Source organism: Lysobacter sp. Soil_N_51 (assembly GCF_057655755.1).
On the sequence record NZ_JBDGLR010000009.1, the window covers coordinates 211,600 to 231,400 of the forward strand.

Sequence of the window (19,801 nt, forward strand, 5' to 3'; positions counted from 1 at the left end):
AATCTCCCGATCAGTATCCGCGACCTTGCCGGCCGCGCGCCGCGCCTACCTGTGCCATCGGTCAGGTGGGGACCGGCGCGGTTCAGGCCGCCGCTTCGGTCTCCGCCGCCGCGGGCACGGTCGCCGGCACGCGCGCGTAACGCCACGCGATCAGCAGGCCGATGCACAGCAGGATCGCGGCGATGAACCACGGCGCGCCCGGCAGATGGATCGGCGAGGTCTTGCCGATGAAATAACCGAAGCTGCCGGCGAACAGCGCCGGGCCGAGCACGCCGGCCAATGAGATCAGGCTCATCAATGCGCCCTGGATGCGGCCTTGCTCGCTCGGACCGACCTGGCGGGTGACCAGCGCCTGGGTCGCCGGCGCGGCCATCGCCCACAGCGCGCTGATCGGCAGGCCGATCAGGAACACCGTGCCGACATCCGCCAGACCATAGATGACGAAGCCGACCACGCCGCAACCCAGGCCGAGCAGCAACGTGCGGCGTTCGCCGAGCTTGGCCACCACGCGCCCGATCAGGCCGACGTTGACGATGATGTTGCACACGCCCACCACCAGCAGCACCCAGCCGACTTCGCGCAGGCCCCAGTGGTACTGGTAGTCGGCGAACAGCACGAAGATGCTCGGATACACGTAATGCGCCATGTTGGCGATGAACACCACCGCGGCCAGGCCGAACACCTGCGGGTAGCGCTTGAGCAGCATCAGCGAGCCGAACGGATTGGCGTGGGCCCAGTCGAAGCGCGCGGTGCGCTTTTCCTTCGGCAGCGATTCGGGCAGCACGAACAGGCCGTAGAAGAAGTTCAGCAGCGCCAGCCCGGCGGCGAACCAGAACGGCAGGCGCAGGTCGACTTCGCCCAGGTAAGCGCCGATCAGCGGCCCGACCACGAAGCCCACGCCGAACGCCGCGCCGATCATGCCGAAGCTCTTGGCGCGCTGCTCGGGCGGGGTGATGTCGGCGATGTAGGCGTTGGCGGTGGTGAAGCTGGCCGCGGTGATGCCGGAGATGATCCGGCCGATCAGCAACAGCGGCAGGGTGTCGACCACCGCCATCAGCACGAAGTCCAGGCCCAGGCCCAGGCACGACAGCAGGATCACCGGACGCCGGCCGAATCGGTCCGACAGGCTGCCCTGGATCGGCGAGAACACGAACTGGATCAGCGCGAACACGGTGCCGAACAACCCGACCCAGTAGGCCGCGCGCGCGGTGTCGCCGTCGACGAAGCGCTCGATCAGGTGCGGCAGCACCGGGATGATCAGGCCGAACGACAGCACGTCGATCAGCACGGTGATGAAAATGAAGACGAGCGCAGCTCGACGCGCGCCCGGGGCGGGAGCGGAAGACGTGGTCATGGGGGAGGCGGCCGCCTGAGGGGATAACAGTCGGCGCAGTCTAGCGCGCGGTCGCGCAACCGGCAGCGACGATTGTCATGCGCAGATGGTTTCGCGCGTTACCAATTGTCTCGCGGGCCGGTGATTTTTCCATTGCGATCATCGACTTGGAAAAACCGCTGTGAGCGCGCGCGCTCACAAAACCGGGCCCGTGCCGGGATCGCTATTCCCACGTCCGGGAGTGAATTGCCGCATCGCACAATTTGTGATTTATTCGGAGCACGCTCGGTTTCAAGGCCGTCGGTACGGGATCGTCTCCCTTGCCATTGGCGGATGCGCCCTGCGTGCGGGCCTCACGGCCTTGCGCTGAACGACACAGCGACATCGCGAAGACTTCGCATTGGGAACCCATCAGGAATTCGGCACTAGACCATCGGCTCCACACAACCCAATGCGTAGCGGTAGCGAGCTAGCGATCCACGGAACACCCACGGTCCCGGAGATGCGATGCAAGCCAAGCAACAAAGCCCCAGCCAACAGGGCCTCTACGACCCCCGCGACGAGCGGGACGCCTGCGGTTTCGGGCTGATCGCGCAACTCGACGATCGCCCCAGCCGCGCCCTGGTCGACCGCGCCCTGGAGGCGCTGTCGCGCATGACCCATCGCGGCGGCGTCGCCGCCGACGGGCTCAGCGGCGACGGCTGCGGCCTGCTGATTCGCCAGCCCGATGCGTTCTTGCGCCTGATCGCGCGCGAAGCCAACATCCGGCCCGGCCCGCATTTCGCCGCCGGCCTGGTGTTCCTGCCGCACGACCCCGAGCAGGCCACGATCGCCCGCGACACCCTCAACGAAACCCTGCGCGCCGAAGGCATGCGGGTGACCGGCTGGCGCGTGGTGCCGGTCAATCTCGACGCCTGCGGCGATCTGGCGCGCAAGACCATGCCGCGGATCGAGCAGATCTTCGTCGACGCGGCCGCGCCGTTCGATCCGGCCGGCTTCCAGCGTTCGCTGTTCCTGGCGCGCCGCCGCGCCGAACAGCGCCTGCATTCGATTAAAGATTTCTACGTCGTCAGCCTGTCCTCGGCCAGCATCGGCTACAAGGGCATGGTGCTGCCGGATCGGCTGATGCAGTTGTACCCGGACCTGCAGCGCGCCGAACTGGCCGCGAGCGCGGTGGTGTTCCACCAGCGCTTCTCCACCAACACCACCCCGCGCTGGCCGCTGGCGCAGCCGTTCCGTCTGCTCGCCCACAACGGCGAGATCAACACCATCGCCGGCAACCGCGCCTGGGCGCAGGTGCGCGCGCACGCCTGGCGCACACCGACCCTGGACCTGCGCGAGTTCGATCAAGTCGTCAGCACCGACGGCTCGGATTCGCAAAGCCTCGACAACATGCTCGAAGTGCTGCAGGCCGGCGGCATGGACCTGCTCAAGGCCATGCGCATCCTGATCCCGCCGGCGACGCAATCGCTGGAATACAAGGACGCCGACCTCGCCGCGTTCTACGAGTACTACGCGCTCAACACCGACCCGTGGGACGGCCCGGCCGGCATCGTCACCTGCGACGGCCGCTACGCCGCCTGCACCCTGGACCGCAACGGTCTGCGCCCGGCGCGCTGGCTGCGTTCGCGCGACCGCCACTTCCTGATCGCTTCGGAAGCCGGGGTGTGGGAACTGCCGGTCGAGGAGATCGAGGCCAAGGGCAAGCTCGGCCCGGGCGAGATGATCGCCGCCGACTTGTATCAAGGCGAGTTGCTCGACTCCGACGCGATCGACCGCATCAACCGCGCGCGCGCGCCGTACAAGCGCTGGCTCAAGCAGGGCATGACCTACCTGCACAGCGAGCTGATCGATCCGAACCTCGCCGCCGAGCCGTTCGATCCGGAAACCCTCGCCGGGTTCCAGAAGCTGTTCCAGCTGACCCGCGAAGAACGCGAACAAGTGCTGCGCCCGCTGGCCGAGATCGAACAGGAAGCCACCGGCTCGATGGGCGACGACGTGCCGATGGCGGTGCTGTCGCAACAGGTGCGGCCGCTGTACGACCACTTCCGCCAGGCCTTCGCGCAAGTCACAAACCCGCCGATGGACCCGTTGCGCGAGGACTGCGTGATGTCGTTGGCGACCCAGATCGGGCGCGAGGGCAACGTGTTCGTCGACGGGCCGAACAACGTCGGCCATATCCATCTCAACTCGCCGGTGCTCGCGCAACGCAAGCTGCGCCAGCTGCTGTCGATGGCGCCGTACGACCAGTCGCATCGTTATATCGACTTGAACTACACCGCCGAGGAAGGCCTCAAGGCCGCGATCGGGCGCCTGTGCCTGGAAGCCGAGGAAGCCACCCGCGAAGGCATCGTGCTGCTGATCGTCACCGACCGGCGCCCGCGCCGCGACGCGCTGATGATGCATGCGCTGCTCGCGACCGGCGCGATCCATCAGCACCTGAGCAAGGTCGGCCTGCGCTGCGAAGCCAATCTCATCATCGAGACCGGCACCGCGCGCGATCCGCACCACTTCGCTTGCCTGATCGGCTTCGGCGCGACGGCGGTGTATCCGTATCTCGCCTATCAGACCCTGCACGACCTGGGCGCGCGCGGGATCCTGCGCACCAAGCACGGCGAGGTCGCGCAGATCGGCCGCAGCTATCGGCGCGCGATCAAGAAGGGCCTGCTCAAGATCATCTCGAAGATGGGCATCGCGACCATCGGCAGTTATCGCGGCGCGCAGTTGTTCGAGATCATCGGCCTGGACAAGGAAGTCGTCGACCTGTGTTTCACCGGCGCGCCCTCGCGCATCAGCGGCGCGGGTTTCGAATTGCTGCAGCAGGACAACCAGACCCTGGCCGATATCGGCTGGGATGCGAACCGTCTGCCGGAGATCGGCGGCCTGCTCAAGTACACGCCGGGCGGCGAATACCATCTGTTCAACCCCGACGTGGTCACGCGCCTGCAACGCGCGGTCGGCAGCGGCGAATGGGAGGATTGGCAGCATTACGCCGAAGCGGTCAACGAACGCCCGACCGCGGCGCTGCGCGATCTGCTCGAACTCAACGCCGATCCGGCCCAGGCCATCCCGCTCGATCAGGTCGAGCCGATCGCCGATATCGTGCGCCGCTTCGACTCGGCAGCGATGAGCCTGGGCGCGTTGTCGCCCGAAGCGCACGAAGCGCTGGCGATCGCGATGAATCGCCTCGGCGGGCGTTCGAACTCGGGCGAAGGCGGCGAAGATCCGGCGCGCTATCGCACCGACAAGGTCTCGAAGATCAAGCAGATCGCCTCGGGGCGGTTCGGCGTGACCCCGGAGTATCTGGTCAACGCCGAAGTGCTGCAGATCAAGATCGCCCAGGGCGCCAAGCCCGGCGAAGGCGGCCAGTTGCCCGGCCACAAGGTCAACGAACTGATCGCGCGGCTGCGTTACGCGATGCCCGGCATCGGCCTGATTTCGCCGCCTCCGCATCACGACATTTATTCGATCGAGGATCTGGCGCAGTTGATTCACGACCTGCGTCAGGTCAATCCGCAGGCATTGATCTCGGTCAAGCTGGTGTCGCACGCGGGCGTGGGCACCATCGCCACCGGCGTGGCGAAGGCCGGCGCCGACTTGGTGACCGTGTCCGGTCACGACGGCGGCACCGGCGCGAGTCCGCTGTCGTCGATCCGTTACGCCGGCACGCCGTGGGAACTGGGCTTGGCCGAAGCGCGTCAGGCGCTGATCGCCAACGATCTGCGCGAACGGGTGATTCTTCAAACCGATGGCGGCCTGAAAAGCGGCCTGGACGTGATCAAGGCCGCGCTGCTCGGCGCGGAAAGTTTCGGTTTCGGCACCGCGCCGATGATCGCGCTGGGCTGCAAGTACCTGCGCATTTGCCATCTCAACAACTGCGCGACCGGCGTGGCGACCCAGGACGCCGGCCTGCGCCGCGAGCACTTCACCGGCCTGCCCGAGCGCGTGGAGAATTTCTTCCGCCTGCTCGCCGAGGAAGTGCGGCATTGGCTGGCCTCGCTCGGCGTGCGCACGCTCGGCGAAATCGTCGGCCGCACCGATCTGCTCAAGCAAAGCGAAGGCGACAGCGCGCGTCAGCAGCGTCTGGATCTGTCGCCACTGCTGGCCGGATCGGGCCTGGCCCACGGCGGCCATTGCGGCATGCCGGCGCCGGCGGCCGAACCCGACGGTCTGTCGGCGCAGCTCGAAACCGAACTGGCCGAGGCGATCGCGAACAAGGCCGGCGGCGACTACAGCTACAAGATCCGCAACACCGACCGCAGCATCGGCGCGCGCCTGTCGGGACGCATCGCGCGCGCGCACGGCGATCGCGGCATGAGCGATGCGCCGATCACCCTGCGCTTCAGCGGCACCGCCGGGCAGAGTTTCGGCGCGTTCCAGGCCGGCGGTCTGCAGTTCGAACTGTCGGGCGAAGCCAACGATTACGTCGGCAAGGGCATGGCGGGCGGCCGGATCGTGCTGCGTCCGCCGGCCGGCGCGCGCTATGTCGCCAACGAGACGCCGATCCTCGGCAACACCTGTCTGTACGGCGCCACCGGCGGCGAGTTGTACGCGGCCGGCCGCGCCGGCGAACGTTTCGGCGTGCGCAACTCCGGCGCGACCGCGGTGGTCGAGGGCGCCGGCGATCACTGCTGCGAGTACATGACCGGCGGCGTGGTCGCGGTGCTGGGCCGCACCGGTTTGAATTTCGGCGCGGGCTTTACTGGCGGCATGGCCTACGTGCTCGATACCGAGCGCGATTTCGTCGATCGCTACAACCACGAGTTGATCGACATCCTGCGCATCTCGGCCGATGGTTTCGAGCATCACCGCTCGCATCTGCACGATCTGCTGGAAACGCATGTCGCGTTGACCGGCAGCGTGTGGGCGCGGCGGATTCTCGATGAGATGCGCGATTACCTGGGCAAGTTCTGGCTGGTGAAGCCCAAGGCGGCGAGTCTGGAGTCGCTGGCTGAGACGTTGAGGAGTGCGGCGTGATGGATACGGCGACGCGTCTTGGGGAAAAAGCGAATCCCCCCTGCCTCCCTTTTGCAAAGGGGGGAGCAGCAACGGCAAAGGCAACAGCGACTGGTACGGCGGTAAACAGGAAGGTAACGACGATGGCTGGTATTTCGCGATTCGAGCACCCGGGCGAACACCCGCGCACCCCGACGGTAAAACCGACCGGGTTCCCCCCTTTGCAAAAGGGGGGCCAGGGGGGATTCGCTTTTGCTCTTGCTCTGAACGCGAGCCCCATCGCCAGCCGACAACAACGCCAACCAGGCACGCCGCAATGACCAAGAAGCAAGTCTTCCAATTCCGCGACGCCCCGCGCGAAATGCCCTCGCGCATCCCGCTGCAATTGCGCCTCAACGGCGACTGGGGCGAACTGTACGGCCGCTTCGGCGAAGTCGAAGCCAAGAAGCAGGCCGGCCGCTGCCTGGATTGCGGCAATCCCTACTGCGGCTGGGCCTGCCCGCTGCACAACTACATTCCGCAGTGGCTCGAACTGGCGCGCGAAGGCCGCCTGCACGAAGCCGCGTCCTTGTGCCACGAAACCAATCCGCTGCCCGAAGTCTGCGGCCGGGTCTGCCCGCAGGATCGTCTGTGCGAAGGCAGTTGCACGCTCAACGACGGCTTCGGCGCGGTCACCATCGGCGCGGTCGAGAAGTACATCGTCGACAACGCGCTCGCCGACGGCTGGCGTCCGGATCTGTCTACGGTCAAGGCCACCGGCCATCGCGTCGCGATCGTCGGCGCCGGCCCGGCCGGGCTGTCGTGCGCGGATCGGCTCGCGCGCGCCGGCATCCAGGCCGTGGTGTTCGATCGTTACGAAGCGATCGGCGGACTGCTGCACTTCGGCATTCCCAGCTTCAAGCTGGAGAAGTCGGTGATGGTCAAGCGCCGCGAGGTGCTCGAAGGCATGGGCGTGCAGTTCCGGCTCGGGGTCGAGATCGGGCGCGATATCAGCCTGGATGCGTTGACCGCGGAATTCGATGCGGTGTTTTTGGGACTGGGTTCTTATCGCTACACCGACGGCGGTCTGCCTGGGCAGGATCTGCGCAATGTGTTGCCGGCGCTGCCCTTCTTGGTGCAGAACGGCCGCGTAGTGCAAGGCGACGGCGACAACCTGCGCTCGGCGCCGATCGCCGGCTGGGAGGATCAGCTCGAACTGCCCGACCTGCGCGGCAAGCGCGTGGTCGTGCTCGGTGGCGGCGACACCGGCATGGACTGCGTGCGCAGCGCGGTGCGCATGGGCGCGGCGCAGGTGCGCTGTGTGTATCGGCGCGACGAGGCCAACATGCCGGGCTCGGCGCGCGAGGTCGCCAATGCGCGCGAGGAAGGCGTGGAGTTCCTGTTCAACCGGCAACCGCTGGAACTGCTCGGCGACGGCACCACGGTCAACGCGGTGCGCGTCGCCGAAACCCGCCTGGGTCCGCCGGACGCGCGCGGCCGTCAGCGCGCCGAGGCGATCGGGGGCAGCGAATCGGTGCTCGACGCCGACGTGGTGATCATCGCGTTCGGCTTCCAGCCCGATCCGCCGGCGTGGCTGGCGCAGCAGGGCATCGAACTGGCCGACAACGGCCGGATCAAGGTGCTGGCGACCTCGGGCAACTGCGCGACCAAGCGCAAGGTGGCGGCGGGGTTGCCGTACCAGACAACGAATCCGAAGGTGTTCGCCGGCGGCGATGCGGTGCGCGGCGCGGACCTGGTGGTGACCGCGGCGTTCGAAGGACGCGAGGCGGCGGCGGGGATCGTGGCGTTGTTGAGCGAGCGGGCGCCGGTGGCGGCGCGGCAAGATTCGCCGTTGGCCAAGGTCGGCTGAACTCCGCTGCGACGTCGCGACGTTCCCTTCTCCCGCCTGCGGCGACCGAAGGGAGTGCAGGGCTGAGAAGGTGCCCGAAGGGCGGATGAGGGCGCGAACCGGGACAGACGACGCGATCCGCAGCCCCGCGTGCCCTCACCCCAGCCCTCTCCCGCTTCACGGGAGAGGGAGTGGATCAAGCGCGCTGACTCAGCGCCCCGGACCCACGTCGATAAACCGCAGGAACTCCGCGCGCGTGCGCGCATCGTCGCGGAACATGCCGAGCATCTTCGAGGTGATCATGCTCACGCCGCGCTTGTGCACGCCGCGGGTGGTCATGCATTCGTGCGCGCCTTCGATCACCACGCCCACGCCGAGCGGCTGCAGCACGTCCTGGATCGACTGGGCGATCTGCGCGGTCATCTTTTCCTGCACCTGGAAGCGCCGCGCATAGGTCTCGACCACGCGCGCCAGCTTGCTGATGCCGACCACCTTGCCGCTGGGCAGGTAGCCCACATGCGCCTTGCCGATGATCGGGGCCATGTGGTGCTCGCAGTGGCTTTCGAACTCGATATCGCGCAGCACGATCATTTCGTCGTAGCCGGCGACTTCTTCGAACGTCCGCGCCAGGTACTCGCGCGGATCGTCGGTGTAGCCGCTGAACCAGTCGCCGTAGGCGGTGACCACGCGCTTGGGCGTGTCGAGCAGGCCCTCGCGGTTGGGATCTTCGCCGGCCCAGCTGAGCAGGACACGGACCGCGGCCTCGGCCTGTTCGCGTGAGGGCTTATTGTCGTTATCGGCCATGACGCGGCCTCGTGCGGGTGGGACCGGCATCCTACTCCACCGGACCGTTCGCGCCGAGTGCGCCGGCCGCAACGCCGGGTTCCACCAGCCCGACCGCCCAACCTCGCAAGCCCACCCGCTCTTGCGAATCCCGAATCCCCAATCCCGAAAATAAAAAAGGCCGCCCCGATGAACCAGGGCGACCAGAAGCTCCCCGGGGGAGAGAGACCTAGGGAGATTGGCCAGCGCGCATGCTTTCAGCGCAAAGGCCGATCGAGCGCGTGCGGCAGGTTGCGCTCTATGTGGTGCCATCCGTCGCGCACCGCGTCGCGCGCTTCGGTCCAGTGCAATCGCGACGCGGCCCGCGCGTCGCTCCAGCCGCGCGCCAGTTGGGCTTCGACGTCCTCGAAACGACGGTCGCCGCATTCCAGAAAACTGTCGTAGCCGTAGCGATAGGCCGGTTCGTAATCGGGCCATTCGCGACCGGCGCTGTAATAGGCGGCGAAGCGGAACTCGCGGTGAAAGTGCTCGCGGTAGTCGTCCGGATCGATCGCCCGGGCGACCTCCGCGCCGACGCCCTGTTCGTCGTGCTGGGTCATGGTGTGCATCAGCTTCCGTGTACGGCGGGTACGGCCATGCGCCCCACGCTAGGCGCAGGGGGATGCAATGCAGGTGAAGATTCGCCGCGAATTCGGCGATATTCAGCTTGGGCAGGCGACTCGCTCAGCAGCGTCACGGCCGCGTGACGACGGCCTGTGCGCGTGGGTCACTCGGAATGCAGAATCACCGCGACATCGCGGCCGCTGTTCTGTGCCACGCTGATCGCGTTGCGCCCGGCCGAGGCCGCGCTGCGCAGCGCCACGCGCACTCGTTCGAACAATGCCGCCACCTGCTCGCCGCGCTGCGACATGGCCAGACCGATGCTCACGCTCATGACGATTTCGTGGCTGTCGATGCGGAACGGCCGCTGCGCGAAGGTGTCGGCGATGCGCCGTGCGAGCAGTTCGCATTCGACCCGCTCGCATTCGCTGACGATGCCGAAGCAGTCGCCGTCGATGCGCGCGATGGTGTCGTCTGGACGCAGCACCCCGCGCATGCGCGCCAGCGCCTGCTGCAGCAGCGCGTCGCCGACCGCGCGGCCGTAGCGCGCGTTGACCTCGCCGAAGCCGTCCAGGTCGACCAGCAGCAGACCGTAGGTGTTGACGTTGAGGCTGCCCGGCGAGGACCAGGCCTCGAGCATCTGTTCCAGCACCTGGGCGTTGAGCGCGCCGGTCAGCGGATCGCGTTCCACCGACTGCCGCGCCAGCAGCAGGATGCGGTGGCGGTTGGCGGCGTGCTGGCTCAGCGCCAGCGCGAGCACGGCCGATTCCAGCACCGCGGTCAGGGCCAGGCCGCGCTCGGCCCATTCGGCGTCCTGCAGGCCCAGGGTGTTGGCGGCGAGCGCGGCGGCGAACACCAGCATCGGGGTCCAGCCCAGCAAGTAATAACCCGCGTACGGCGCGCCCTTGCGCCAGGCCGCGACCGCGATCACCAGCATCAGCGGCACGCCGAGCAGCAACAGCGCGTTGCCGCCGATGTACCACCAGCCGTAGGACTGTTCGCGCAGCACCAGCAAGACCAGCAGCCAAGCCATGTTGGCCCATTGGATGATGCGCAGCACCCAGGTGGTGCGCGGCATCAGCCGCGGCAGGTCGAGGAAGCGCAGGCTGAAACCGATCTGGAAGATGGTGGCCAGGGTCGCCAGCGCCCAGCCGACCGCCGGTTCGCTGGCCAGACTGGCCAGGCCCCACATTTCCGAGGCGTCGCCGGACAACAGCAACAGATAGGTCGCCATGCAGCCCAGGTAGGCGCCGTAACCGAGGTAGACGAAGTCGCGGAACGCGACCCACACACCGACCATGGCCACCGCCATCAGCATCATCGCGGTGAACGCGGCGGCCATGAAACGCGCGTCGCCGCGCTCCTGGCGGGCGAGTTCGGGAATGCTGGCGAAGGACAGGCGGATCTCGCTCATCGCCGCGCGGCCCTTGATCCGCAGATAGGCGACCGACGACGGCGGCCAGCCGTTGGGCAGCGCCAGCACCCAGCCGCGCCGCATCAGCGGCACGCCGCCGTGCTCGGCGTCCTCGACCTCGCGCGCGCCGGCGCCGGGCGGGTAATACAGCAGCGGCCCCATCGCCCGTGGCCCGCGCAGGACCAGCAGCTGGCCGTCCTGCGCGCCGATCGAGCGTTGGCTGGTCAGGCGCAGCCAATACCCGGCGTCGCGCCGCGGCAGGCTGAAGCGGATCACGTCCTCGGGCCGTTCGGCGACCAGGCTGCGGATCACCGGCGCCCCGACCGGCGGCGCCTGCAGGTCGGTATCGGTCAACAGCACCTCGACCTTCAGCGATTGCGCCGCGGCCGGCAGGCACAGGCAGGCCAACGCGATCAACAGCGCCCACAGGCCAATACGCATACCCCGGTCCGCCCTCGTATCGGTGAGCGTCGCAGTCTAGCCCGAGTCGATGCAGCTTTGGGGTGGCCGGGGTGTGCCGAGAACGCGTTCGCCGTGGGGCGCCGGCATGGGCAGACATCCGCGGCTCGGACGCGGCGCAGACCGGGGGTCGACCGTCAGATCGCTGCTGAATGCTGCTGTTTTTGCTGCTTTTTTGTTGTTTCTATTGCTGTTGCTGTTCCCCCCTTTGGAAAAGGGGGCTGGGGGGATTCGCTTTTCGCTCCGGTCGCCGCGCCAACCGCAAAAGCGAATCCCCCGCGCACCGATCACTTCCGCGAAACACACAGACACCGGCGCTCGCCCCCTTTTCCAAAGTGGGCGCCGACTTTCGCGCGCGGCATCAGCGGGATGCCGAACGTGCATTCATCGCCGTCGAGGCTCTTTGCTGTTGCTGTTCCCCCCCTTTGGAAAAGGGGGGCTGGGGGGATTCGCTTTTCGATCCGATCGCCGCGCCAACCGCAAAAGCGAATCCCCCGCGCACCGATCATCTGTCAGCAACGAATCAGCACCGGCGCTCGCCCCCTTTTCCAAAGTGGGCGCCGACTCGCGCGCCACGCAACCACTCAGCCGCTCAGCCGCTCAGCCGCACAAACGAATAACTCCGCGAGCACCAACCCGCCTCACCCACCCCGATCGCTACGCAACGCCTTCACCCGCCGCTCGTTACCCGCCGCCGCGCGCGCGGCGACCACGCTGAAGGCCACGATGCCGAACATCACCACGCAGGCGCCGAGCAAGGCCCGCCCCTGCGGCCAGGCTTCGCCCAGCCACAGCACGCCGATCACCGTGGCGAACAGGATCTCGGCCGCCTGCATGGCCTCGGCCGCGGCCAGCGCGGTCGGGTCGTTGCGGACCATGCCGGTGGCCTGGAAAAACAACACCGTCGCGATCACGCCCGCGCTCAAGGCCACGCCCGCGGCCAGGCCGATCTGGCCCATCGGCGGCGCGCCGGCCTCGACCCCGGCATACACCGCCAGCGCCCACCACAACGGCTGGCTCGCCAGGGTCATGCCGAACACGCGCTGGGTCGCATTGAGCTCGATACCCGCATGCTCCAGATGCAGCAACAACCCACGGTTGCCGAGCGGATAGGCGACCGCCGACACCGCCACGCAGATCAGCGCGATCCAGCCGGCGCGATCGAGCGTTCCGCCGCCATGACCGAATTGCAGCAGCAACACGCCGGCCACGATCACCACGCCGATCAACAACGCCGGCCACGGCACCTTGGCCCGCGCATCGCGATACAGCAGCGGCGCGCACAACATGCCGGCGATCACGGTGAGCTGGAAGGTCGCGGCGATCAGCCACGACGGCCCGCTCGACGCGGCATAACTCAGGCAGACATAGAACAGAACGAAACCGATCCCGCTCCACAGCAGCCACGGCACGGGATGCGCGCGGATCGCCCGCCACACCGGGCGCACGCCCCCGAGCAGCGGCATCACCAGCAACAGCATCGGCAAGGTCAACAGATAGCGCAGCGCCGCGGTCCAGGCCCAATGCCCGCCGTCGTTGGCGGCGGCGCGGTTGAGCACGTAGGTGCAGGTGAAAAACAAGGCCGCGGCGAGCGCGATCAGCACCGCCCACAGCGCGCGGCGGCGATCGCTCACGCGCGCGGCCTGATCCGGATGCTCGACACCGGCACCTGCACTTCATCGACCCCGCCCACGCGGATCGGCGTGCCGGGCTCGGGGCCCCAGGCGTGCGCGTAGATCACTTCCCAGGTCGCCGGCAACTGGCCGTTGTCGCCGCGCAGGGCTTCGTACGCCTGCGCGGCGCGGGCGAAACGTTCGCGCCCGGTCAGCGCGCGCCGGCGCGTGCTCATCGCATTGGTCGCGCCGAGCGTGCGCAGCTCGCGCATCAGATGCCCGAGGTCGGGATGACCCAGAGTGAATTCGTCGCGATCGAGCACCGGGTTCTTGAAACCCGCGGCGATCAGCGCATCGCCGAACTGAGCGATCGACGGGAACAGGCTCACATGCGGCGCGGCGTCGGCTTCGGCGAACGCGCCGCGCAATTCGTACAGCGTGTCCGGGCCGAAGGTCGACACCAGCAGCAAGCCGCCGGGCTTGAGCACGCGGCGGAAACCGGCGAACACCGCCGGCAAATCCTCGACCCATTGCAGGCACAGGTTCGAAAACAGCACATCGACGCTGTTGTCGCGCAGCGGAAGCGCGCGCGCGTCGGCGCAGACCGGATCGGGCCGGCGCGCGCCGCCGAGCAGGCGCGGGCGCCAACCGCCATCGCCGAAATGACCGCGCGCTTCGCGCAGCATCGGCAGGGCGAGATCCAGCGCGATCACCTGCGCGCGCGGCCAGCGCTTCTGCATCGCTGCGCTCAGATGGCCGGGGCCGCAACCGATGTCGATCACCACTTCGGGCGCGCGATCGTCGAGGTACTCCAGGGTTTCCGATAGGCGCGCGCCGACTTCGCGCTGCAACGCGGCGGCGCCGTCGTAGCCGTGCGCGGCGCGCGAGAACGAGCGGCGAACCTGGCGGTGGTCGAACAGATCGGTCATGACGGTATCAACTGCACAGTGCGGTAAACGGGTGGGGGACGATGGAGCGGTCGGTTTGCGCGATCGCCCGACGAGCGCGCGGGGATCAGGCCTGCGCGCTGCGCGCGGACGCGACGGCGCCGGTGTCGTCGACGAAGGTTTCGATCAGCTGCGCGACCTGATCGGTCGCGCCGAGGAACGGCGCGTGACCGGCCTGCGCGATCACTTCGCTGCGCCCGCCTGGCGCCAGCGCGGCCGCGGCCGGCATCGCGCCCGACGGCACCAGGCGATCGCGACGGCCGGAAATCCACAGGCTCGGCACCTGCAGTCGCGGCAATTCCTCGCGCACGTCGAATTCGTCCAGCAACACCAGCCCTTCCTGCAAGGTCCGCGCGGCCGGCTCGCCGCGCGCGAACGCCTGCTGTTTCAGGCTGCGCAGTTCCTCCTGCGCGCTCGGCGAGCCCAGCGCTTCCAGCGCCAGAAAACCTTCCAAGGTGCCGCGGAAATCGCGATCGAGCGCTTGCCCGAAGTTGCGAAACAGATCGGGCGATACCCCGTGCGGCCAATCCTCGCCGACCACGAAGCGCGGCGAGGACGCGATCAGGATCAGACCGCGCACCCGCTGCGCATGATCCAGACCGGCGCGCAGCGCGACCTGGCCGCCGAGCGACCAGCCCAGCCAATACGCATCGGGAATCCGCGCGACCAGATCGGCGGCGAGCGCGCACGGGTCCAGCGGCGTGCCGTCGTCGCGCGCGTGGCCGTGGCCGGGCAGATCGATCAGATGCACGGTGAATTGCGCGGCGAGGCGTTCGACCAGCGGCGCGAACAGGCCGCCGTGCATGGCCCAGCCGTGGATCAGGGCGATCGCCGGACGACCGCTGTCGGGAGGGGCGCCGGTGGTTTCGATGTACATGGGGGAAAGAAAGTCCGTGTTGCTTTGCTTGCTGGGTTGCCGGGCGTGGCGGTGGATCGTGCCGCGCTCGTTTTGGTTTTATTGCGGCGGCGGTCGCGTGAGTTGCGATGATGCGCCGCCGATGTCTCTTGCTCGTCATTCCCGCGAACGCGGGAATCCAGCGGCTTTCGTGCCAGTTCGATTAAAGACACTGGATTCCCGCGTTCGCGGGAATGACGGTCTGGGAATGATGTCGCGCGTGGGCTTGACCTGCATCGGCTCAAACACCAGCCGCTCAACCATCGGCCGCTGCGCCCTCACCCCGCAACCCATGCAACGCCCTCACCGCCTCCTCGCACCGATCCACCGGCACCAGCAGATGATCGTGATGAAACCCGGCCAGCACATTGCAGGCGATGCCGCGCTCGGCCAGAACCCGCGACACCGCGGCGGTCAGGCCCACCGCCTGCAGCGCCGAATGCACGCGCAAACTCAGCCACGCGGCGACGAAGTCGTAAGCCAGGCCGCGCGCGTCAGCATCCTCGCGGCGCAGCACGCAGGTCAGTCCTTCGTCCTCGACCACGCTGGCGTGCGCGAGTTCGAGCGGCAGGCTCTGCGCGCGCGCGGCGCTGACGAATACGTACTCGCCTGCGCGCACATCGACCTGCAACGTCGCCAGCATCCGCGCCAGATCGGTCTGCGGCCCGCCCTGCATTTGCGAATCGGAACCGACGGGCGACGCGGCCTCGCTCATCGCGCCAGGGTGACGGGCGCGGCGGCGGCGCTGTCGCTGCGTTCGATGGTGACCCGCTCGGCCGCGCGCGCCAGCGCCTCGATCAGGCCGTCGACCTGTTCGCGCGTGTGCAGCGCCGAGAAGGTCACGCGCAAGCGCGCGCGGCCTTCGGGCACGGTCGGCGGACGGATCGCGGCGACCCAGTAACCCTGCTGCTCCAAGGCCTGCGCCATCGCCAGCGCGCGGCGGTCGTCGCCGCACATCACCGGCTGGATCGGGGTGGTCGAATGCAGCACTTCCAGGCCGAGCTTGCCGGCGCGGTCGCGGAAATGCGCGGTGAGTTCGGCTAGCTTCTCGCGCCGCCAATGATCGTGGCGGGCGAGCTTGATCGCCGCGCGCGTCGCCGCGGCCTGGGCCGGCGGCAACGCGGTGGTGTACAGATGGCTGCGCGCGGTTTCGGCCAGATGGCCGATCAGGTCGGCATCGCCGTGCAGCGCGGCGCCGTAGCTGCCGAGCGCCTTGCCGAAGGTCGCCAGTTGCAGCGGCACTTCCTGGGTCGACAGGCGCGAGGCGGCGACCGTGCCGCGTCCGTCCGGACCGGTCACGCCGACACCGTGCGCATCGTCGACGAAGAACACCGCCTTCTGCGCGCGCGCCACCAGGGCCAGGTCGCGCAGCGGCGCGATGTCGCCGTCCATGCTGAAGACACCGTCGGTGGCGAGCATCGCCAGGCCCTCGGGCACGTTGCGCAACTGGCGGATCGCCCCTTCGGGATCGGCGTGCGGATAGCGGCGCAGGCGACAACCGGCCAGACGCGCCGCATCGATCAGGCTGGCGTGGTTCAAGCGGTCCTGCACGCACACGTCTTCTTCGCCGAGCAAGCCCTGCACCGCGGCGATGTTGGCCAGGAAACCGCTGCCGAACAGCAGCGCGCGCGGCGAACCCAGCCAGTCGGCGAGTTCGCGCTCAAGCGCTTCGTGCTGGGCGTGATGACCGCAGACCAGATGCGAGGCCAGACCGCCGGTGCCTTCGCGCGACGCCGCATCCTGGAACGCATTGGTCACCGCGAAATGCTGCGACAAGCCCAGATAGTCGTTGCTGCAGAAGTTCAGCAGCGAACGCCCGTCGACTTCGCAACGCGCGCCGTCGCGGTGGGTGACCACGCGATGGGTGCGCGTGCGCGCTTCGGCCACGCGCTGGGCGTGGGCGGCTTGAATCCGTTCGCGCCAAAGGGTTCGCTGGCTGCTCATCGCGGGCTGCTCGTCGCGTTACTGCGCCGCGTCAGGCGGCGCAGGTGTGGGCGGGTACTTCGTCTTCCTCAATACTCGCATGGACGGTGCCCGCGGTCTCGACGATTTGCATCGGCCGCAGGCCCAGGCGGGCGAACAGGGCCATGTCGCGCTCGGTGTCCGGGTTGCCGGTGGTCAGCAGCTTTTCGCCGTAGAAGATCGAATTGGCGCCGGCCAGGAAGCACAGGGCCTGCAATTCGTCGCTCATCGACTCGCGGCCGGCCGACAGCCGCACCATCGACTTGGGCATCAACAGGCGCGCAACTGCGATGGTGCGCACAAATTCGAAGGGGTCGAGCTCGGCGGTGCCAGCCAGCGGGGTGCCTTCGACCTGGACCAGCCGGTTGATCGGCACCGAGTCCGGATGCGCCGGCAGGTTGGCCAGGGTCTGCAGCAGGCCGGCGCGCTGACCGCGCGACTCGCCCATGCCGACGATGCCGCCGCAGCAGGTCTTCATGCCGACATCGCGCACGTGCTCGAGCGTGTCCAGACGGTCCTGGAACTCGCGGGTGTGGATGATTTCGTTGTAGAAATCCGGCGCGGTGTCGAGGTTGTGGTTGTAGTAGTCCAGCCCGGCCGCCTTGAGCGACTTGGCCTGGTCGCCCGAGAGCATGCCGAGGGTCGCGCAGGTCTCCAGGCCCAACGCCTTCACTTCGCGGATCATCGCCGCGACCTTCGGGATATCGCGGTCCTTCGGCGAACGCCAGGCCGCGCCCATGCAGAAGCGCGAGGCGCCGGCGGCCTTGGCCTGCTTGGCTTTTTCCAGCACCGCTTCGGTGCTCATCAGTTTGGTCGCGTCCACGCCGGTGTGGTAGCGCGCGGCCTGCGGGCAGTAGCTGCAGTCTTCGGGACAGCCGCCGGTCTTGACCGACAGCAGGGTGCTGACCTGCACTTCGGCCGGATCGAAATTCTCCCGATGCACGCTGGCGGCGCGGTGCAGCAACTCGGGGAACGACAGATCGAACAGCGCGCGCACTTCGGCGCGGGACCAGTCGTGGCGGAGCACAGTCGGGGCTTGGGGCGGGGTTTGCACGGGGGCTGGCTCCACAGCGGGGACGTCACTGACGGCGGGCAAGGGGGAGACCGAGGCGCGCCTCGGAGCCGGCAGTCTGGGAAGACGGCGGGTTGCTGTCAACTGACTCGGGGTGAATCTTGTTGACAGGATTGGGCGGGGTGGATGGCTGTGTCCAGGGTTGTGTATCGGGGGATTCGGGTAGGGGGAGGGAAAAGCGCCGGAGTTCGAGCGCTTCCATATGAATGCGGTGGTGGCCTTGCCGGATTCGGGGCGGCGGATTCCGCTGCGTCGCCATCTTTGTGGGAGCGGGCCAGCACGGCGGGGGGGGTTCTCAGGACGAACCCGGCGGTGTGCCGGCTCGCCATCGAGGGCGACTGCGACGCCTGAGGATTGGCGGCGCGTGGGTCGATGCGGTCATCCGAGATTGATGCATCGCCACCAATCGGTGCTGTACGCGCAAGCCGTGGCTGATCCGCGCCATCGACTCGTCCCGTTGCAGTCCCCATCGGCACAGTTTGCGAACTGAAGGGGCCTCCTCCGGCGAGACGCTGAAGAGGCCGCGTCGTTACTCCTGGGCCTACACGGCCACGAGTCCCGCCTGAGCGAGCCTCTCAGGCCCGATGCATTGATACGAATGCGAGTCGCGCCCCGATCCGACCGAGCGTCCATCGTCGGCGATCGCGGCATTTCCCGACATCACCGTCAGCCCCTCGCCGACACAGGCCGGCCGCCGGGGTCGCCATGCTGCGGACATGATCCTCCACGCCCTGGCGGGCCGCGCCCGACGCTTCGACGAATTCTGGCGGCGGGCGGGCTGGTCGCTGTGGCCGTCGCGTTGCCTGGTCTGCGCCGAATCCGGGCTTGAAGGCCGGGACCTGTGCGGCGCCTGCTGCGCGGCGTGGCCGCGAGCGGGATCGGCGTGTGTGCGGTGTGCAATGCCGTTGCCTGCCGTAACGGTGGCGGGCGATAGCGATTCGACGCGGACCGGAGCGGACGCCGTAAGTTCGCGAACCGGGCCGACGGTGCTTGTAACGGGATCGATCTCGGATGGCCGCATCGACCCGCACATCAGTGCCGCGTCCGATCGACTCACGCCGCATCCCGCTCTCCTTTGCGGCGCCTGCCTGCGCAGGCCGCCGCCGCTGGATAGCGTCCGCGCCGCCTGCCTTTACCGCGCACCGGTCGATCGCCTGCTGCCGCGCTTCAAGTTTCACCGCGACCTGGCCGCCGGGCGCCTGCTCGCCACGATGATGGGCGAGGCCTTCGCCCCGCTGCTCGACGACATGGCATGGCCATCGGACTTGTCGACGATCGCGATGCGCGGCACCGATCCGGATTCAGCCGCATCGGCGGACGTCTCGTCGCCGCGATCAAACAGCGCGGACATCGCATCGCAGCGATCGAGCGATGCCGGCATCGCAGCGCGAACGCGCGCTCAGGCCTCGAGGGTCGAGCACGATCGCATCATCGCGCCCCCGGTGCTGGTCCCGATTCCGCTGCACCGCAGCCGCCTGCGCGAGCGCGGTTACGACCAAGCGCTGGAACTGGCGCGTCCCCTGGCGCGACACCTGGGCCTGCCGCTGCAAGCGCAGGCCCTGACACGCGTACGCGACACCAGCGCGCAATCCCGGCTCGACGCCCGCCAGCGCCGGCGCAACCTGCGCGACGCCTTCGCCTGGAACCGCGACATCGCGATGCCGGCGCACGTCGTACTGATCGACGACGTCATGACCACCGGCGCGACCCTGCATTCGGCCGCGCGCGCCTTGCGGCGCGCGGGCGCCGTGCGGATCGATGCCTGGGTATGCGCGCGCGTGCTGTGAGCGCAAACCGCGGCGCAGCGACCCCATCCACCAACGATCCAACACCCCACACTGTAGGAGCTGCGCAAGCTGCGACCGCGAATCAACCCGTCGCCGCGAACCTGTAAGAACGCGGTCGCGACTCGCGTCGCTCCTACAGTCGCGGCCACGCA

12 protein-coding genes and 2 pseudogenes are annotated in these 19,801 nt (G+C 68.2%); 4 read left to right on the forward strand and 10 right to left on the reverse strand.

What is annotated here, in order from left to right:
- Positions 1–82: 82 nt before the first annotated feature.
- A complete protein-coding gene (locus tag AC3A4T_RS18625; RefSeq protein WP_487676727.1) occupies positions 83–1,354 on the reverse strand; it encodes a TCR/Tet family MFS transporter in 1,272 nt (423 codons plus the stop codon).
- Positions 1,355–1,840: 486 nt separating this feature from the next.
- Here AC3A4T_RS18625 and gltB point away from each other — a divergent pair, with 486 nt between their 5' ends.
- Positions 1,841–6,310: a glutamate synthase large subunit gene (gltB, locus tag AC3A4T_RS18630; protein WP_487676728.1), complete on the forward strand. Its 4,470-nt coding sequence runs from the start codon at positions 1,841–1,843 to the stop codon at positions 6,308–6,310.
- A gap of 295 nt (positions 6,311–6,605) precedes the next feature.
- Positions 6,606–8,138 carry an FAD-dependent oxidoreductase gene (locus AC3A4T_RS18635; RefSeq protein WP_487676729.1) on the forward strand — a complete coding sequence of 511 codons (1,533 nt, stop codon included), beginning with the start codon at positions 6,606–6,608 and terminating at the stop codon, positions 8,136–8,138.
- Between the two features lie 189 nt (positions 8,139–8,327).
- On the opposite strand, the gene folE is transcribed toward AC3A4T_RS18635, so the two are convergent.
- From folE to bioB, 9 genes are all read right to left on the reverse strand, one after another.
- Complete coding sequence (gene folE, locus AC3A4T_RS18640) at positions 8,328–8,921, reverse strand: GTP cyclohydrolase I FolE (protein WP_487676730.1); 594 nt, start codon at positions 8,919–8,921, stop codon at positions 8,328–8,330.
- Between the two features lie 236 nt (positions 8,922–9,157).
- Complete coding sequence (locus AC3A4T_RS18645; RefSeq protein ID WP_487676731.1) at positions 9,158–9,508, reverse strand: hypothetical protein; 351 nt, start codon at positions 9,506–9,508, stop codon at positions 9,158–9,160.
- 158 nt (positions 9,509–9,666) lie between these two features.
- Positions 9,667–11,355 (reverse strand): sensor domain-containing diguanylate cyclase, encoded by a 1,689-nt coding sequence (locus AC3A4T_RS18650; protein ID WP_487676732.1) that lies wholly within the window; start codon positions 11,353–11,355, stop codon positions 9,667–9,669.
- Between the two features lie 659 nt (positions 11,356–12,014).
- Entirely contained in the window at positions 12,015–13,007 is a 993-nt protein-coding gene (locus tag AC3A4T_RS18655; protein WP_487676733.1) for a multidrug resistance efflux transporter family protein, read from the reverse strand.
- Positions 13,004–13,915, reverse strand: a complete 912-nt coding sequence (gene bioC / locus AC3A4T_RS18660) for a malonyl-ACP O-methyltransferase BioC (RefSeq protein ID WP_487676734.1) — start codon at positions 13,913–13,915, stop codon at positions 13,004–13,006. Before bioC ends, AC3A4T_RS18655 begins: the two co-directional genes overlap by 4 nt.
- Positions 13,916–14,000: 85 nt before the next feature.
- Complete coding sequence (bioH, locus tag AC3A4T_RS18665) at positions 14,001–14,810, reverse strand: pimeloyl-ACP methyl ester esterase BioH (RefSeq protein ID WP_487676735.1); 810 nt, start codon at positions 14,808–14,810, stop codon at positions 14,001–14,003.
- Positions 14,811–15,084: 274 nt separating this feature from the next.
- A complete protein-coding gene (locus tag AC3A4T_RS18670) occupies positions 15,085–15,543 on the reverse strand; it encodes an ACT domain-containing protein (protein ID WP_487676736.1) in 459 nt (152 codons plus the stop codon).
- A complete protein-coding gene (bioF, locus tag AC3A4T_RS18675) occupies positions 15,540–16,772 on the reverse strand; it encodes an 8-amino-7-oxononanoate synthase (RefSeq protein ID WP_036105166.1) in 1,233 nt (410 codons plus the stop codon). The genes AC3A4T_RS18670 and bioF overlap by 4 nt, the downstream gene beginning before the upstream one ends.
- 31 nt (positions 16,773–16,803) lie before the next feature.
- Entirely contained in the window at positions 16,804–17,817 is a 1,014-nt protein-coding gene (bioB, locus tag AC3A4T_RS18680; RefSeq protein WP_046658339.1) for a biotin synthase BioB, read from the reverse strand.
- 761 nt (positions 17,818–18,578) lie between these two features.
- Between bioB and AC3A4T_RS18685 the strand changes: the two are divergent.
- Positions 18,579–18,779 (forward strand): annotated as a pseudogene (locus AC3A4T_RS18685) (double zinc ribbon domain-containing protein); the annotation flags it as partial.
- A 519-nt stretch (positions 18,780–19,298) separates the two neighbouring features.
- Positions 19,299–19,649 (forward strand): annotated as a pseudogene (locus AC3A4T_RS18690) (ComF family protein); the annotation flags it as partial.
- Positions 19,650–19,801: the final 152 nt, after the last annotated feature.

Bases quoted from the DNA above. Each gene is read 5' to 3' on its own strand.
- AC3A4T_RS18625 (WP_487676727.1), bottom strand. From the start codon at position 1,354: ATGACCACGTCTTCCGCTCCCGCCCCGGGCGCGCGTCGAGCTGCGCTC.
- gltB (WP_487676728.1), top strand. From the start codon at position 1,841: ATGCAAGCCAAGCAACAAAGCCCCAGCCAACAGGGCCTCTACGACCCC.
- AC3A4T_RS18635 (WP_487676729.1), top strand. From the start codon at position 6,606: ATGACCAAGAAGCAAGTCTTCCAATTCCGCGACGCCCCGCGCGAAATG.
- folE (WP_487676730.1), bottom strand. From the start codon at position 8,921: ATGGCCGATAACGACAATAAGCCCTCACGCGAACAGGCCGAGGCCGCG.
- AC3A4T_RS18645 (WP_487676731.1), bottom strand. From the start codon at position 9,508: ATGCACACCATGACCCAGCACGACGAACAGGGCGTCGGCGCGGAGGTC.
- AC3A4T_RS18650 (WP_487676732.1), bottom strand. From the start codon at position 11,355: ATGCGTATTGGCCTGTGGGCGCTGTTGATCGCGTTGGCCTGCCTGTGC.
- bioC (WP_487676734.1), bottom strand. From the start codon at position 13,915: ATGACCGATCTGTTCGACCACCGCCAGGTTCGCCGCTCGTTCTCGCGC.
- bioH (WP_487676735.1), bottom strand. From the start codon at position 14,810: ATGTACATCGAAACCACCGGCGCCCCTCCCGACAGCGGTCGTCCGGCG.
- AC3A4T_RS18670 (WP_487676736.1), bottom strand. From the start codon at position 15,543: ATGAGCGAGGCCGCGTCGCCCGTCGGTTCCGATTCGCAAATGCAGGGC.
- bioF (WP_036105166.1), bottom strand. From the start codon at position 16,772: ATGAGCAGCCAGCGAACCCTTTGGCGCGAACGGATTCAAGCCGCCCAC.